This window comes from Bacillus coreaensis (assembly GCF_050586445.1).
GTDB classification, from domain to species: domain Bacteria; phylum Bacillota; class Bacilli; order Bacillales; family Cytobacillaceae; genus Robertmurraya_A; species Robertmurraya_A coreaensis.
In genome coordinates this window covers 136889-151196 of sequence record NZ_JBOCCY010000007.1, presented here as the reverse complement: position 1 = coordinate 151196, position 14308 = coordinate 136889, and the positions used below count along the sequence as shown (strand labels likewise).

General features: G+C 36.8%; 13 protein-coding genes and 1 pseudogene. 3 read left to right on the top strand and 11 right to left on the bottom strand.

Annotated features, from left to right (window positions below; genetic code table 11):
• The first annotated feature begins 91 nt into the window (after positions 1–91).
• Together ACQ5H4_RS13170 and ACQ5H4_RS13165 are read left to right on the top strand one after the other, a co-directional pair.
• Positions 92–247, top strand: a complete 156-nt coding sequence (locus ACQ5H4_RS13170; protein WP_430775390.1) for a hypothetical protein — start codon at positions 92–94, stop codon at positions 245–247.
• Entirely contained in the window at positions 244–621 is a 378-nt protein-coding gene (locus ACQ5H4_RS13165) for an avidin-fold protein (protein ID WP_430775389.1), read from the top strand. Before ACQ5H4_RS13170 ends, ACQ5H4_RS13165 begins: the two co-directional genes overlap by 4 nt.
• A gap of 48 nt (positions 622–669) precedes the next feature.
• Here the strand turns inward: ACQ5H4_RS13165 and ACQ5H4_RS13160 are convergent, their stop codons facing one another.
• The 9 genes from ACQ5H4_RS13160 to ACQ5H4_RS13120 form a co-directional block, all read right to left on the bottom strand.
• Positions 670–2268, bottom strand: coding sequence for an aspartate:alanine exchanger family transporter (locus ACQ5H4_RS13160; protein ID WP_430775387.1), 1599 nt, complete (start codon positions 2266–2268; stop codon positions 670–672).
• Positions 2269–2670: 402 nt separating this feature from the next.
• On the bottom strand, positions 2671–3117 hold the full coding sequence (locus ACQ5H4_RS13155; RefSeq protein ID WP_430775386.1) for a DUF6376 family protein: 447 nt from the start codon (positions 3115–3117) through the stop codon (positions 2671–2673).
• Between the two features lie 254 nt (positions 3118–3371).
• Positions 3372–4430, bottom strand: a complete 1059-nt coding sequence (locus ACQ5H4_RS13150) for an LLM class flavin-dependent oxidoreductase (RefSeq protein ID WP_430775385.1) — start codon at positions 4428–4430, stop codon at positions 3372–3374.
• 178 nt (positions 4431–4608) lie between these two features.
• Entirely contained in the window at positions 4609–6957 is a 2349-nt protein-coding gene (locus tag ACQ5H4_RS13145; RefSeq protein WP_430775384.1) for a putative bifunctional diguanylate cyclase/phosphodiesterase, read from the bottom strand.
• A 12-nt stretch (positions 6958–6969) separates the two neighbouring features.
• On the bottom strand, positions 6970–7536 hold the full coding sequence (locus ACQ5H4_RS13140) for a hypothetical protein (protein ID WP_430775383.1): 567 nt from the start codon (positions 7534–7536) through the stop codon (positions 6970–6972).
• Positions 7537–8161: 625 nt separating this feature from the next.
• Entirely contained in the window at positions 8162–8833 is a 672-nt protein-coding gene (locus ACQ5H4_RS13135) for a YdcF family protein (protein WP_430775381.1), read from the bottom strand.
• Positions 8834–8960: 127 nt separating this feature from the next.
• Entirely contained in the window at positions 8961–9983 is a 1023-nt protein-coding gene (locus tag ACQ5H4_RS13130; protein ID WP_430775379.1) for a zinc-binding alcohol dehydrogenase family protein, read from the bottom strand.
• A 99-nt stretch (positions 9984–10082) separates the two neighbouring features.
• Positions 10083–11093, bottom strand: a complete 1011-nt coding sequence (locus ACQ5H4_RS13125; RefSeq protein WP_430775377.1) for a DUF3231 family protein — start codon at positions 11091–11093, stop codon at positions 10083–10085.
• A 53-nt stretch (positions 11094–11146) separates the two neighbouring features.
• Entirely contained in the window at positions 11147–13081 is a 1935-nt protein-coding gene (locus ACQ5H4_RS13120) for an endonuclease MutS2 (protein ID WP_430775375.1), read from the bottom strand.
• Positions 13082–13537: 456 nt separating this feature from the next.
• Here ACQ5H4_RS13120 and ACQ5H4_RS13115 point away from each other — a divergent pair, with 456 nt between their 5' ends.
• Entirely contained in the window at positions 13538–13786 is a 249-nt protein-coding gene (locus ACQ5H4_RS13115) for a GtrA family protein (protein WP_430775374.1), read from the top strand.
• Here ACQ5H4_RS13115 and ACQ5H4_RS13110 read toward each other — a convergent pair.
• Positions 13722–13894, bottom strand: a pseudogene (locus ACQ5H4_RS13110) (GNAT family N-acetyltransferase); the annotation flags it as partial. The gene ACQ5H4_RS13115 and the pseudogene ACQ5H4_RS13110 overlap by 65 nt on opposite strands.
• 69 nt (positions 13895–13963) lie before the next feature.
• Complete coding sequence (locus ACQ5H4_RS13105) at positions 13964–14176, bottom strand: histidine phosphatase family protein (protein ID WP_430775373.1); 213 nt, start codon at positions 14174–14176, stop codon at positions 13964–13966.
• Positions 14177–14308: the final 132 nt, after the last annotated feature.

Sequence of the window (14308 nt, the reverse complement as noted above, 5' to 3'; positions counted from 1 at the left end):
GGAGAAATGGTTTTTCTTTTAAATGGTATTTCTTACTAGTAATCTTATCATCTTTTACCTTTTCTCCATACACAAAAAAGGGGGAAGTACAATGTTAGGACTAATTGCACTATGCTTCACCATTTATTTTTTAACTTTTTTAACGATTAAGGCTGAAGGAACACCCATTCGTGTAGTGCCGATTCGTACATTCGATGATTATTTTATTGACTATAGCAGAAAACAGTTGGGGGATAGAGAAAAATGAGTGATTACAACAATAAATTATTCATATGTACAACCATTGATGCTACACCATTTTTCCCTAGTGGAACGATTTTTTCATTTAATCAATACGACCGTCTCATCCATGCGCGTATTAAAGGGGAAAACATAAAAATAGGAGAGTTAGTCGGGTTAATTAATCATCATGGTGTCTTAGAATATTCCCTTAATTATCAACTATTCGATCACCAATTATATGGTGGCGTTGGTACACTCAAATCATGTGATAAAACGGGAACTAGTTTTAAAGGAATTTATTCCGCTTCGAGCGTACAAGAAACACTTGAGTGTTCCTTTATACTAAAAAAAGTCTCTCTTCAGAATCAGATAGCATGGAGAAAAAAGAAGTCATGTTAAAATAAAACAAAGCTTAGGTCTCATATCCTAAGCTTTGTTCCTGTTAAATTAAAGGAAGAAAATGAGTACTTGCGAAATAACTGCAACAAAGATAAGGGCAAAAGGATATGCAGCAGCATAGGCAATCGATGCATCATCTGAATTGATTTGTTGATTCACCGCCCCTAAACCAGGTGTACTCGTCATGCCCCCACATAATGCTCCGAGAGAATGGATAACACTCATCTTAAATAGCTTTCTTGATAAAAAGAAGCCAACCATCATCGGAATGACTGTGATTAATGCTCCACCAAACACCAGGCGGAACCCTTCTTCTTGAATAACCTCAACTAACCCTTGACCAGCTGTTGTTCCGGCACCAGCTAAAAATAAAACAAGTCCAATATCACGAATTACTTGATTAGAGGGTTGAAAAAAACGAGCTCGGATCGGGCCAATTTTCCCAAAATGACCAATAAATAATGCAATAAAAAGTGGCCCCCCTGCAACACCTAGTGTGATGGTACCTAGCCCTGGAAGATGAATAGGAATCATTCCTACCGCAATTCCTATCAATAAAATTAAGCTTAGAGATAGAATATGGATGTTCGTTACTACTAAAGTCCTTCTAGTAAATAGCTTTTCCGCATCGTTTAAACGGTCTTCACTACTAACCAATGTTAAAATATCTCCTCTTTCGAGCGGCCATCTTGCACTTTGGTTATACTCGAATCCACCTCGTTCAATTCTTGTAACCGTTACTCCATATTTCCTTCTTAGCTCTAGTTCTTTAATATTTTTCCCAATAATCTCTTCCGAATCTACCGTTACTTTACGGATCTTTACATGGTCATGGTTCTTTAAATTCGTAGAAACCTCTTTTCCTACTTCTTCAATAATTCGATTTAAATCTTCCCTTAAGCCAACTGCCACCAATCGATCTCCATTCAAGATAACTGTATCATTCAAAGCAATAATATTTCTGTCTCCACGAATCACTCGACTGATAACTACAGAACCATACTGGTTAAAACGTAACTCTTTTAACGTTTTTTTATTTAAAGTTGGATCCATGACCTCGATAGTTGTCCCTTCAGGAGACTCTTCATTTCTAACAGGACCACTCGATTCATTCAGGTCCTTTTCCATATCCACTTTTAGTATCTTAGGCAATAATTGTACAAAAAGCACCACTGCTAATACACCAAAAGGGTAAGCAATCCCATATCCAACCGACGCGAGCGGATCATTTGTAGCATGTAAAGCAGCCGCAAGACCAGGAGTACTCGTCAATGCGCCTGTCATAATTCCTATACTAAGTGCAGGAGATAAATCAAATACCTTTGCAACCACTACGGTGGTAAACGCTGCGACAAATACAATAATTAATCCAATAAACCCAAAAATCATTCCACTTGATCTCATCATCCGGAAAAAACGTGGTCCAGCCTGGAGACCAATCGCCACAATAAATAAGCTTAACCCGAGATTCTGAACAGTATGGGGAATATCATAGCCCCAATGACCAAAAAACATGGCAACAAGAAGAACACCTGAAGATCCTAAACTTAACCCTCTAATTTCCATTTGACCTAGAACGGATCCTAAAAATAAGATAACAAATAATAATAGCAATGGTTCCTTTAATAACGCCACAACCCAATCCACGACACATTCCTCCATGAGTGACAGCAACATTTTTCTCCATTATATTCTTTTCGAATTCAAAAAAAAGAGCTTACTTCATTAATTCACGAGATTGCCTTAATGAATACGCTTAAATTATTAAAGCAAAATAATAACGTGTTGAAAACAACACAATTCAATGTGGAGGGTGATACTTTGAATATGCTAATTCGCTCCTTTATGATGATGGTAAAGATATTATATAGGCTAGAAAAACTCAGCTTTATGCTAGTATCAATCTTAAGGATGCCAGCCTTTAGTAAAGCATAAGCAGTATCTATGATCCCATTGAGAAAAAAGGTAAGCGACACCGCTTACCTTTTCTTTTACAATTCTTCTTGAGCCTTATGCCAAGTTTCCTCATTCTTGAGTTGTTCGACTTTATTATTCACCAAGCTGCTGAATTTGGTTAGAAAGTTCCGTTAGTTCTTGTATGGTTGTAATTAATTCAGTATTTTCCAAAAAAGTAGGATCTAGTTCACCGTTTTCAATATTTGATAAAAATACATTTATCTCTTCCAATGCCTTGTCGTTCTGCTCAATAACTTGTTGATGAAGTTCCTCCGCAATGCTCGGAGCTTCGATTTTACTAAATGCTTCAATCTCTTGTTTCATCTCTAGTAATGTTGTTTCTAATTCTGCCAATGCTTGTGTATCTGAAATTGCTTGCTCAGCCATAGCTGGTACTTCGTTAGCAAAATCCGACGCTTCATTGACATATTCTGTTGCTTGATTTACATAGTTAAGTGTTCCGTTCACTTCTTCTAAGAACGAACAACCACTTAATGTTATAGCCGCCGTTAATGTTACTGCCATCCACTTTCTCTTCATTCTTCATTCCTCCATACTCTTATTATTGAAAAATAAAAAAGACCACTACCTCTGTGGTAATGATCTTACGAAAAGGGGCAGACCTTTACCAAAAACTTTGGCAAAGGTCTCGCTAGCAACAAAGATTGCCCAACAAAGCCGGAGATTTCATCTCGTAGTGACGACTTTACTGTTATAGCTACTCCCCTTTGGTATTTAATTATCTACCTAATTATCATACGCGTAAGCAAGCCAAGAAGTCAAATGATTTGGCATTACTCGTTACCTAAAGACGCTTCCCATTTTGCTACTTCTTCCTTTACAATAGGAGCCACTTCCTTGCCAAGCAATTCTATTGCCTTCATCACATCCACATGAGGCATAGACCCAACTGGTACGTGAAGCATAAAACGTGTAATCCCTACATTTTTTCGCAAATGAATGATTTTTTCTGCCACTGTCTTTGAATCTCCTACGTACAAAGCACCTTCAAAGCTACGTGCCGCATCAAAGCTTGCACGACCATAATGCCCCCAACCGCGCTCCCGCCCAAGTACATTCATGACCTGCTGGGTTGATGGGAAAAACTTGTCTGCAGCTAATTCCGTTTCTTCTGCAATAAATCCATGTGAGTGAGAAGCTACTGTTAGCTTTGATACATCATGACCGGCATGAGCAGCTGCCTTTTTATAAAGCTCAACAAGTGGTGCAAATTGTACGGGTCTTCCCCCAATAATCGCTAATACGAGTGGAAGCCCAAGAATTCCAGCACGGATGACCGATTCGGAATTCCCCCCACTTCCAATCCATACTGGCAGTGGCTGTTGGACCGGACGTGGATACACTCCTTTTTGATGAATGGCCGGTCGATGGTTACCTGACCAAGAAACAACCTCAGACTCCCTAATCTTCAGTAATAAATCCAACTTCTCTTCAAACAATTCATCATAATCCGATAAATCGTACCCGAACAATGGAAATGACTCAATAAATGATCCTCGTCCTGCCATAATTTCAGCTCGCCCATTCGAAATCGCATCAAGGGTTGCAAAATCTTGAAACACACGTACGGGATCGGCAGACGATAGAACGGTAACCGCACTCGTAAGACGAATATACTTTGTTTGTGAAGCTGCTGCTGCTAAAATGACTGCTGGAGAAGAAGCAGCAAAATCCTCTCTATGATGCTCCCCTACCCCAAACACATCTAAACCAACTTGATCAGCTAGAACGATTTCTTCTACCACTTCCTGGATCCGTTGTGCATGACTAGCTACCTCACCCGTCACTACATCCGGTGTTGTTTCTACAAATGTACTTACACCTATTTCCAAAGTGAATCCTCCTATATCTTATGTAGTTATATATGTATACCTTAGACAACCTATACCACTTGGATATATAACATTATCTTAATCATTATAATTAAAAATTGCTACTTTCATATCTTCTCTAAATAGTTATTATGCACTACAAAAAAAGCATTTCTTCATGAAGAAATGCTCCACTTTTTTATTTATTGGTAAGTTGCTGCTGCAAAAGCACCTCTGTATCTAGCTTGTCTAATGGAGGACTGAACAGATAACCTTGATATTCATCGCATTCAATGGATTGTAAGAACATCTTTTGACTATCGTCTTCCACTCCCTCAGCAATCACCTTGTAATTTAATCCTTTAGCCATCAAAACAATCAATTTAACAATGGCAACATTTTTCTCACTTGTATTCAGTGAAGAAATAAAAGATCGATCAATTTTCAAGTGGTCAATAGGATACTGGTTCAAGTATTGCAAGGAAGAATAGCCTGTCCCAAAATCATCCATAGCAATATGGAAGCCCATTTCCTTTAAAGAGTGCAGTTTAGAAAGTGTTTCTTCTATTGAACCCATAGCCACACTTTCCGTGATTTCAAGTTCAATATTCTCTGGATTTGCTTTAGTTTCGAATAAAGTCTCGGTTACCTTTTCAATAAAGTTATTTTGTTGAAATTGAATGGCTGATATATTAACAGCAATACGAATCGGTAAAAGACCCTGTTTTTCCCATTGTACAGATTGCAAACAAGCTTCTTTCAATACCCATTCTCCTAAAGGAAGAATAAGTCCAGTTTCCTCTGCCAGAGGGATAAATTCGCAGGGTGGAATCATCCCTTGATCAGGTCTAATCCACCGCAACAGCGCCTCTACACCAACAATATTATTGTTTTCAAGAGAAACCTGAGGCTGGTAGTATAGCTCTAGTTCATTCCGCACAATCCCTTTTCGTAACGCGTTTTCCATTGTTACTTGAGGCTCTATGTCCATTTCAGCATGATATATTTTATAGTGGTTTTTTCCGGCTTCCTTCACTTTATACATTGCTGTGTCAGCCTTCATTAATAGGGACTCAAAATCGTTACCATGTTCTGGGTATATCGACACCCCTATACTAGGTGTTACATAGAGTTCTTCCCCTCTAATATCGTAAGTTTTACGAAGGACGGTAAGAATTTTTTCCGCAGTCTTCTCAATTTGTATTTCATTCGTATTTTCGAGTAATATCCCGTATTCGTCTCCACCGATACGGCACACTAGCTCATTTGGTTTAAGGCACGAACTTAATCTGTCTCCAACCTCTTTTAATAATAAATCCCCGTATGAATGACCCAGACTATCATTGATATGCTTAAAGCGATCTAAATCTAGTAATAAGAAAGCAACCTTCTTTTTACTCCGTACATTATGGTTACAGATTGCTCTTGAAAGCCGCTTTTCAATAAATCTTCTATTGGGTAAGCCCGTCACAACATCATGATAGGCTAAATACTCCATCTGATTAATCGTTTCAACTAAACGGTCCGTTCTTTCTTTCACCTTTTCCTCGAGTTGTTCATTTAAATCATTCAATTCAGAAACCAATTTATCATTTTCCAACAATGTAAATAGTTGTCTTAAAACCACTAATAAAATCGTTAAAAACAATCCAACAACAACTGGAGCAGTATGGTAAATTTGAGATATCACATACAATGATAGCAACACAACTCCCACATAAGGCAAGCTATGCCTAATAAAGAATTTGTTCCTGCTCTCAGATTCGTATCGGTACTCGCGTTTCACATTGGATGGAGCTTCATGATAAAGTCCAGCCAAAGCAAGTATAAATAATGATAGAATCCATAATGGCTCTGATATACTTCCAACCGTGTACAAATTTTTTACGGTTAGAAACGAAAAAATAGTATCAGCCATGATTTGCACTAATAAACCTACTACTAATAAATATAAAGTCTTTTTATTAAAAACCGAGTTTGAAGCGATAAAAAGGCTGATGACTCCTCCTAAAACCCCAAGATCTAATATCGGGTACATGAGTTCTACGAGATGAAATGGATTTCCCTCCATTTTTAATAACGGTGCGATAATGAACACCCAATTAAATGTGGTTGCAACAGCCATGATGATTAACATATCAAAGGAAAATCGTATGGTAAGTAACTTACTTTTCACAACGTTCATTATGTATAAAAGGGCAACAAAATAAAACCCGTTCTGTCCAATCCAAAAGATTTTTGGCAACAGAAGAGTATCTCCATGAACACCTAAGATAAACTCGTAAAACACCCAAATAAGAATCCCTATAATATAACTTAGGATTCCTAGTCCTAAATACAACCAAAACTTCTTGGCCTTTCCGTTGTCATTTTTATATGTTGCAAATAGCCAGCCAAAAGATGTTAAGCAGGCAATGGTTTGGAATGTAACTCCACCCCAGTCCAAAAAAGCTTGCTTATGCTGAAAGAAGTAATTCCATAAGAAGTTCGTAAGGATAAAAAAAGCTATAAAAAGATAAGCAAACTTTTTGTTTTTCAGGGCGAACATTATTTTCTCCTTTTAAGTATAAATCGGTTTCCTTTCGAACGCTTGATTAGAGGGAATTATCCATGGATAGTCTTCCTTCTTTGTATACACTTCATGGGAGTGAATAATTGCTGGTATCACGTAATCACCTTTGTAATACATTTGGTCTCCAACAGGTTCGATCGGTATTTTGTATACATTTCTTAATGCTCTATAGAATACTCTCTCCAAAAGAACCACGCAATAGTTCATTTGGTAGAATTCTGTGTAATGAAGAAACAGGGATAATAATCGTTCGAGATTTTTCCCCCTATATTCCTTTAAAATAGATACCTTATCTATTTCAATAACCTTTATCGGATTTGTTTCTAACATCTGTATCTCGTGAAAGGGGAAAACAGTGTTAATGTAATTTTGCACCGTTGGGAAGTAGGATTTGAACTCAATTGTACCTATTTCTCGATTCTCTTGTTCAAGAATAATAAATCGATCTGTCTCATCAAAGGTTGGATCTAGCATATAGCCCTTCTCGAGCCAACACTCCATCCAGATTTCATTAAATGTATTAAGATCTGCCAATGTCTCAACTTTTTTATACATCTTATCCTCCACTAGTTCGAATAATTTGCGTGGTCCAGAACTGTTGCTATGACATTTGAATTACTTTTACCCTATATTATACTACTACAATAGTATCATGAGGAAGTGGAAAAGTTGAGATTATTGTATTAATTATTGTTCCTAGAATTTGATAATATTAACAATATTTTATTAGAATAACAATCATCAAGATAAATCGTTAGGTTTATAGCTAGAACAATGAAGTCACCTTTAGAGAATGTTTTATTTAGAACATTTTTATTATTCTGTTTTAATTTAGGAATAACTGCACCTTCCACTCATTTTCGGAAAATAGACAAAAAAATCAATTACCAACGTTTCATATATTCAAAACTTGGTGATTGATTTTTAGATTGCTACTTATTTTTTTTGGTGGATTTAACTTTTTTAACTTTTCCTATTTCTTTTTTTTACCTTTCTTTTTTTTCTTTTTATCCTTTGTTTTTTCTGCTTTAGCAGCTTCTTTATACCTTTTGTTAAACTTCTCCATAAACAAAGACATTCTGTCACTCCTCCCTTCAAACTAATACACATAATATTGTATTTAAGGATGAAAAGATTGGTACAGGACATACATCCAATTCCATTAAAAATCAGATGAAACTCATAAAATGAAATCCTTAACCACACCAAAATACTCACGAATATAATAATTTACTTTCACAAAAAATGGGGAATTTCCACCAAGCCCATAAGGAGTTAAACCGTATTCTTCTGCTAAAGCCTTTGCTCGAAACAAGTGATAATCACTCGTAATGATAAGAATCTTCGGTTTTTCCAAACCAAGTTGGGCCATCATCTCACTAGAAAACTTCAGATTTTCGTTCGTGTCAGTGGATAGACTTTCATAATACACTCGTCCCTTTTCAACGCCATTCTCCACCAAAAATGCTCCCATTGCCTCAGCTTCTGTAATAGTCTCCCCAGGACCTTGACCACCCGAAACTATGACTGGGACCTCTCGATTATCTAACAAATATTCCAAGCCAGCATCCAATCTTCCTTGCAATGTTTTTGAAGGTTCTTCTCCTCGTAGACCAGCTCCAAGGATAACAACAAAATCTATTTCTTTCTTATTATATTTTTCCTTTGAATAAGCCTCTTTTAAAATTAGCCCCTCAACACTAATAAATGAGAGTAAAAATAACACATAACTTAAAATAATTAATTTTCGAACAAAAACAAAAGAACGGGACAGTTGTTTATTTTTTAATAACCAACTAATAATGACAACAGCTAAAACATTTCCAATGATAAATAGAACACCAAAGCTCACTTTTCTAGCTCCTAATCTAACGATAAATTTTATAAAATATCTTCCCTGACCGTGGTGTGATAATTTCAAACCTAAAGGGATGGTTCAAATGGCTAAGCAACTATCTTCTTAAAGCAGCTGCTGTCTTTTATTCAAATGATTCTAATACAATTTTTCCGATTGTCCTTCCAGACTCCAGCATTTCATGAGCCTTTCGTAAGTTCTTAGCATGTATCGGTGATAGTGTTTTCTTAAGGGTTGTTTTTAAGCTTCCTTCATCAATCAATTCACTTACTTTATTTAGAATGTGATGCTGTGAAATCATATCCTCAGTTGTAAACATCGTCTTAGTAAACATAAATTCCCAAACAAAGGTGACGCTTTTACTTTTTAATGTATTTAATTCAATGGGGTATTTATTGTCAACGATGGAACAAATCTTCCCAAGTGGCTTAATAACCTCCCCCATCGCTTTCCAATGCTGGTCCGTATCGTTTAAGCATAAAATATAATCAACCTCTATTATTTGCAAATTTACCAATTGATCCTTTAGGGAACGGTAATGGTTAATGACAAAATCAGCACCACAATCCTTGACCCACATCACTGTTTCTGCCCGAGAGGCCGTAACAACCACTTGTAATCCTGCCCATTTTGCTAATTGAATGGCAATGGACCCTACTCCACCAGCACCACCTATCATCAGGACGGTTTTAGAACGATTTTCGTTTTTGTTTGTTGAATCAATTCCGAGACGTTCAAACAACGCTTCCCATGCGGTTAGAGCCGTTAGAGGCATTGCAGCAGATTCAGCAAAGTTAAGTGTTTTTGGCTTTTTCCCGACAATTCTTTCATCAACCAAATGATACTCGCTATACGTACCTGGCCTATTCAAACTTCCCGAATAAAAAACCTCTTCTCCAGGTTGAAACAATGTGCATTCTTCACCAACTTCAACCACCATTCCACATGCATCCCAACCAAGGATTTTCGGTTCTAATTCCACCACGTCCTTCGGTGAACGCACCTTGGTATCGACAGGATTAACAGCTATAGTCTTTATTTCTACAAGGAGATCCCTCCCTTTAGGTGAAGGTTTTTTTATATTAATATCTATAAGGCTTTCTTCATGCTCGATTGGTAAGTATTTATATAAACCTACTGCTTTCATTAAATATTACTCCTCCTGTTTTTAGATCTATATATTAATTCGATACATGCTTCCCTTTTCCTCCCAAAAAGAAAAGAGCTGCTATAAAAGCAACTCCTTCTATTTTACGTTCTTTAATTTATTTCTGTCTGGAGCTCCTGGTGGTTGTTCTAGCCATCCATGGTCAATGAGTAACTGTGCACCATCCTCTGCAAGTAACCCTATTTCAGTTATCATTCTTACATAACTACCGGATAAATCTCTTCTTTGACTTATCGACAAAGCTTCCCCATAATACCCTATCGCAGCTGAAAGAAGCGTTGTTATATGATACATCATAAGCTTTTCTGAAAATGGTGCAACAGTTGTATCGGTGACTTCTTGTTCATATGATCTTGGCGCATGTAGATTATCGTCAGTTAGCATTTTAGATAAAATATCCATATGCCTCTTACAAAGTTTTTCGGCTCGCGTCATATATTGTTCAACTTCTTTTACCTGAGTTACCTGTCTGAACCCCATTTCCAATACAACTTTTACTACATTCTTATGCATATTAATATACGTTCCACTGATTTCAATCGAATTAATAGGACGACGATCTCCAAACCACCCGGTCAAAAAGCTTTGTTTTGTTACATAATCTACGGTATGCTTGTTTGTCATAGTAGGAGGTTTACTGATGATTCCCTTGTCTAAAACCACTTCCGTCGCTGAATCATATAATTCCGTAGTTTCAGCACTACACTGAATAAAATACCTCCTTACATCTTCTCTTACACATGTTCCGATTGCACCTGCATATCTTGTCAAACCATGTATGGACATTGTATGAATGTATACGATCATAAAAGTATCGGTGAACAAAGGTGGTGCGTCAACCAACACATCTTCATCTGTAAAACCTATCGGGATTGGAAGCTCATCTACAGTAAAAAACTCTTTTATTTTCTCGAGATGAGTTTCTGATAAGCTAAGGGCATAACGAAGCACTTTTTCAATTGCTTCATCTTTTACATGATAAATAAAATGTCGAAGAACACATTTGGACAAACTGTCACTGATATACTGCATCCACAAGCTCCCCACCTCTGGAGCAGTTAATTTTACATTGTGATAGGTATGTTCCATGATTTCTCCCTTCCTGACTCTCTTTCCCTGTATTGTAACCAAATCAGGAATAATCATGTTTCACTTTCATGATTAATACTAAGACCTTCCATATGTCTCTTTGATAACATTTTATCTACCTTTCGATTTTCCTTGGTTTCAAAAATAATATCGAAATCGTAATCTGGCGGATACAACTCACTTGCCTCAATATGAAGGGTTAAACGCTTATGGTTATATGAGCCCTTTTTCCCTTTTATTTGAACAATGTAGTTCCCTTTCTCGTCTGGTCCTTTGTACACTATACCAAAAACATCCTCAGGAGAGACGATGACATTATCACCTTGATTAAATTTTGGAACAGAGAGAGATGATATCTTCACTCCTTTTTCTCTAGTTTGATATTTATTGATGATGATTTGCTTTTCGAGTTCTCTTTTTTCCTGAAGTGAAACATGTGGTTCTGGATATACCATTTCTTCTTTATAGGTAATTTGATGAGCTCGTTCAATGATTTTCGGGTGAATGCCTAGCTTTAACGCAATCGCAAACGCTTGGCTTTCTCCACCCTTTCCTATAATTAAACGATAAGTTGGACGAAGAGTGTCCAAATCAAATTCCATTGATCCGTTAATGAATCCTTCCTGGTGATCCGCAAACTCTTTGATTTCACTGTAATGAGTGGTTGCTAATAATGTCGATCCCTTCTTATAAAGTTGCTCCAAGATTGCAGTTGCAAGCCCCATTCCTTCAGCAGGATCGGTTCCTGAACCTAATTCATCCAATAATACCAACGTACGATCATTGGCTTCTTTTAGAATGTCAATAATATTTACGATGCGTGAACTAAATGTACTTAGGTTTTCTAAAATACTCTGTCCATCCCCTATATCCACTAAGATATTTTGAAAGATACTGACAGAACTGCCTTCAGCAACCGGTAAGTGTAAACCCGCTTGGGCCATCAGCGTTAAAAGTCCAACCGTTTTAATAACGACGGTTTTTCCACCCGTATTAGGACCTGTAATGACTAGCGCATGTTCAGGTGAACCGAGCTTAAAGTATAGTGGGACAACATTCTTACCTAATAAAGGATGTCTTGCTTCAATTAATTCAATATAGTGTGATTCGTTTATGGACACACTTCGCCCATCGATTGCTCGGCTAAACTTTGCCTTGGCAAACAAAAAGTCATAGTGGACCATTGTTTCCACTGCCAAACGAATTTGCTGTTCTTTTTCTTCGACTAACCCGGTGAGATAGATTAAAATTTTTTGTGTTTCTGCTTCTTCATCCATCTTTATCCAGGTAAGTTGATTTTGGTAAGACATAATTTCTTCAGGTTCAATAAATAAGGTAGATCCAGACGCAGAAGTATCTAGAACTGCCCCTTTTACTTTTTGACGATATTCCTTTTTAACTGGAATCACGTATCTTCCATCTCTTTGACTGATAACACTTTCCTGCAAATAGATTTTTAGTTTGGATGAACGTACGATTTGTTGAAGTTTTTCTTTTAGTCGCTCTTCTTGTATTGCCAATTGTTTTCTAATTTTAAGTAATTCCTTACTTGCGTAATCGTCCACAACGCCATTTCGGATACAACGATTAATTTCCTCCGCCAATCCAGGCAATTCTTCAATGGAGTAAATATAGCTTGTGACTCGAGGGGCTATATACTCCTTATCCTTCATAAAGCGTCTCATTTTCCCACAGCAATCTAAAAAGTCATGAAGCTTTATTAATATATCAGCACGAAGAGCAACTCCCTTATTGATACTATTTAATAAAGTATCAATTCCTTCTAGTCCATGGACAGGTACACTTGAACTCTTTTTCATGATCTCTACTGCTTCAGTTACCTCATCGATCCATGATTGGATTTGTTTAATATGAACGGAAGGTGCGATTTGCAACACCTTTGCTTTTCCTTGGCTGGTTAACGCATAATGAGCAATTTCCTCTTTAATCACTTCAAACTGCAATGTTTCAAACGTATGATTGTTCAACTTTTTTTCCTCCTAAAAATAAAAATAGCCGCGTTGAACGAGTCAACGCGGCATGAAAACAGAATCCTTGTAATAAGCATTCTGTTCAGACTATTTAACCAAAATAAAAAGCTGTTACACAGTGGTACACAGCTACACTCTCGGCTAAGGATAGTATGCTTGTTTTTGACCATTGTTCTTAACTACATTCGCGGCCATAGATAAATAAGCTTCCTAAAACATTGAAATTTTCAAGTTTAGAAAACAAACCGGAATGCTGGTATCCAATTGATTGGATTAGTTAAGAACGACACCTAACATAAAACATACTCCCTTATCAAAATATAATGGGTTACATTTCCATTGTATAGTATATCCAATTACTATGTAAATAGTTAATGATTATAGAAAAAATATTTTCATTATGCATCGTACATGATATAAAAGAACTAACAGCCATTTAGAAAGGATGCCTATATGCTTGTTAGGAAACCCATTGTTCAAAAATTTATGATGTATAGCTTAGTTGGCTGCATCTGCACATGTATCTATTTTCTTTCAATGTTTATATTGGTTGAGCGAATAGGTAAGGAGCCTATAATCTCTTCCATTATTTCTTTTGTTATCATGACTCTTTTTTCTTTCATTCTTAATATGAAGTTTACTTTTGGCGGTGAGTTTTCAAATCAGAAATTAATGCGTCCACTCCATTCAGTGGGTTTATAATCGCTAATACTTGATGGTCTTCCCATTTTCCATTGATTCTTTTTCTAACACTCGTATGGAGGCGATATTATGCGGCATGACTCCCGCTTCTATGCGGTGTAGCTTTACCCTGAAAGTCTAAACATTCCTCCGCATCATCAAGCACAATCGGTCTAATAAATATGGAATTCCCTTTAATCATACTTGCTGTTCCTCCTCTAAATGAGATGTATCGCCCACTAACTCAACTCGGAACTGTTCACCATCCCAATTTACTATAGTTAATCCTTTGACCGAGTAAGGTCGCGTCCCTTTCCCCTTTTCAGTTAACAAAGAGTCACACCATCCTTGTAATCGGCCTACTCTATTCCATTCTGTTTCTCCATGTCGTGTTAAATATATTTTTTTCATATCGTGAATCTCCCTTGAGAAATCTGTAATTCTTATTTCACTATACCATTTTTTGCATATTATTTTTCAAATTTTTTCTAAAAGAAACACATACGTTTCCATTTCTTGTGCCACACTAAATTATTATAAGTA

Bases quoted from the DNA above. Each gene is read 5' to 3' on its own strand.
- ACQ5H4_RS13170 (WP_430775390.1), top strand. From the start codon at position 92: ATGTTAGGACTAATTGCACTATGCTTCACCATTTATTTTTTAACTTTT.
- ACQ5H4_RS13165 (WP_430775389.1), top strand. From the start codon at position 244: ATGAGTGATTACAACAATAAATTATTCATATGTACAACCATTGATGCT.
- ACQ5H4_RS13155 (WP_430775386.1), bottom strand. From the start codon at position 3,117: ATGAAGAGAAAGTGGATGGCAGTAACATTAACGGCGGCTATAACATTA.
- ACQ5H4_RS13145 (WP_430775384.1), bottom strand. From the start codon at position 6,957: ATGTTCGCCCTGAAAAACAAAAAGTTTGCTTATCTTTTTATAGCTTTT.
- ACQ5H4_RS13140 (WP_430775383.1), bottom strand. From the start codon at position 7,536: ATGTATAAAAAAGTTGAGACATTGGCAGATCTTAATACATTTAATGAA.
- ACQ5H4_RS13130 (WP_430775379.1), bottom strand. From the start codon at position 9,983: ATGAAAGCAGTAGGTTTATATAAATACTTACCAATCGAGCATGAAGAA.
- ACQ5H4_RS13125 (WP_430775377.1), bottom strand. From the start codon at position 11,093: ATGGAACATACCTATCACAATGTAAAATTAACTGCTCCAGAGGTGGGG.
- ACQ5H4_RS13115 (WP_430775374.1), top strand. From the start codon at position 13,538: ATGCTTGTTAGGAAACCCATTGTTCAAAAATTTATGATGTATAGCTTA.
- ACQ5H4_RS13105 (WP_430775373.1), bottom strand. From the start codon at position 14,176: ATGAAAAAAATATATTTAACACGACATGGAGAAACAGAATGGAATAGA.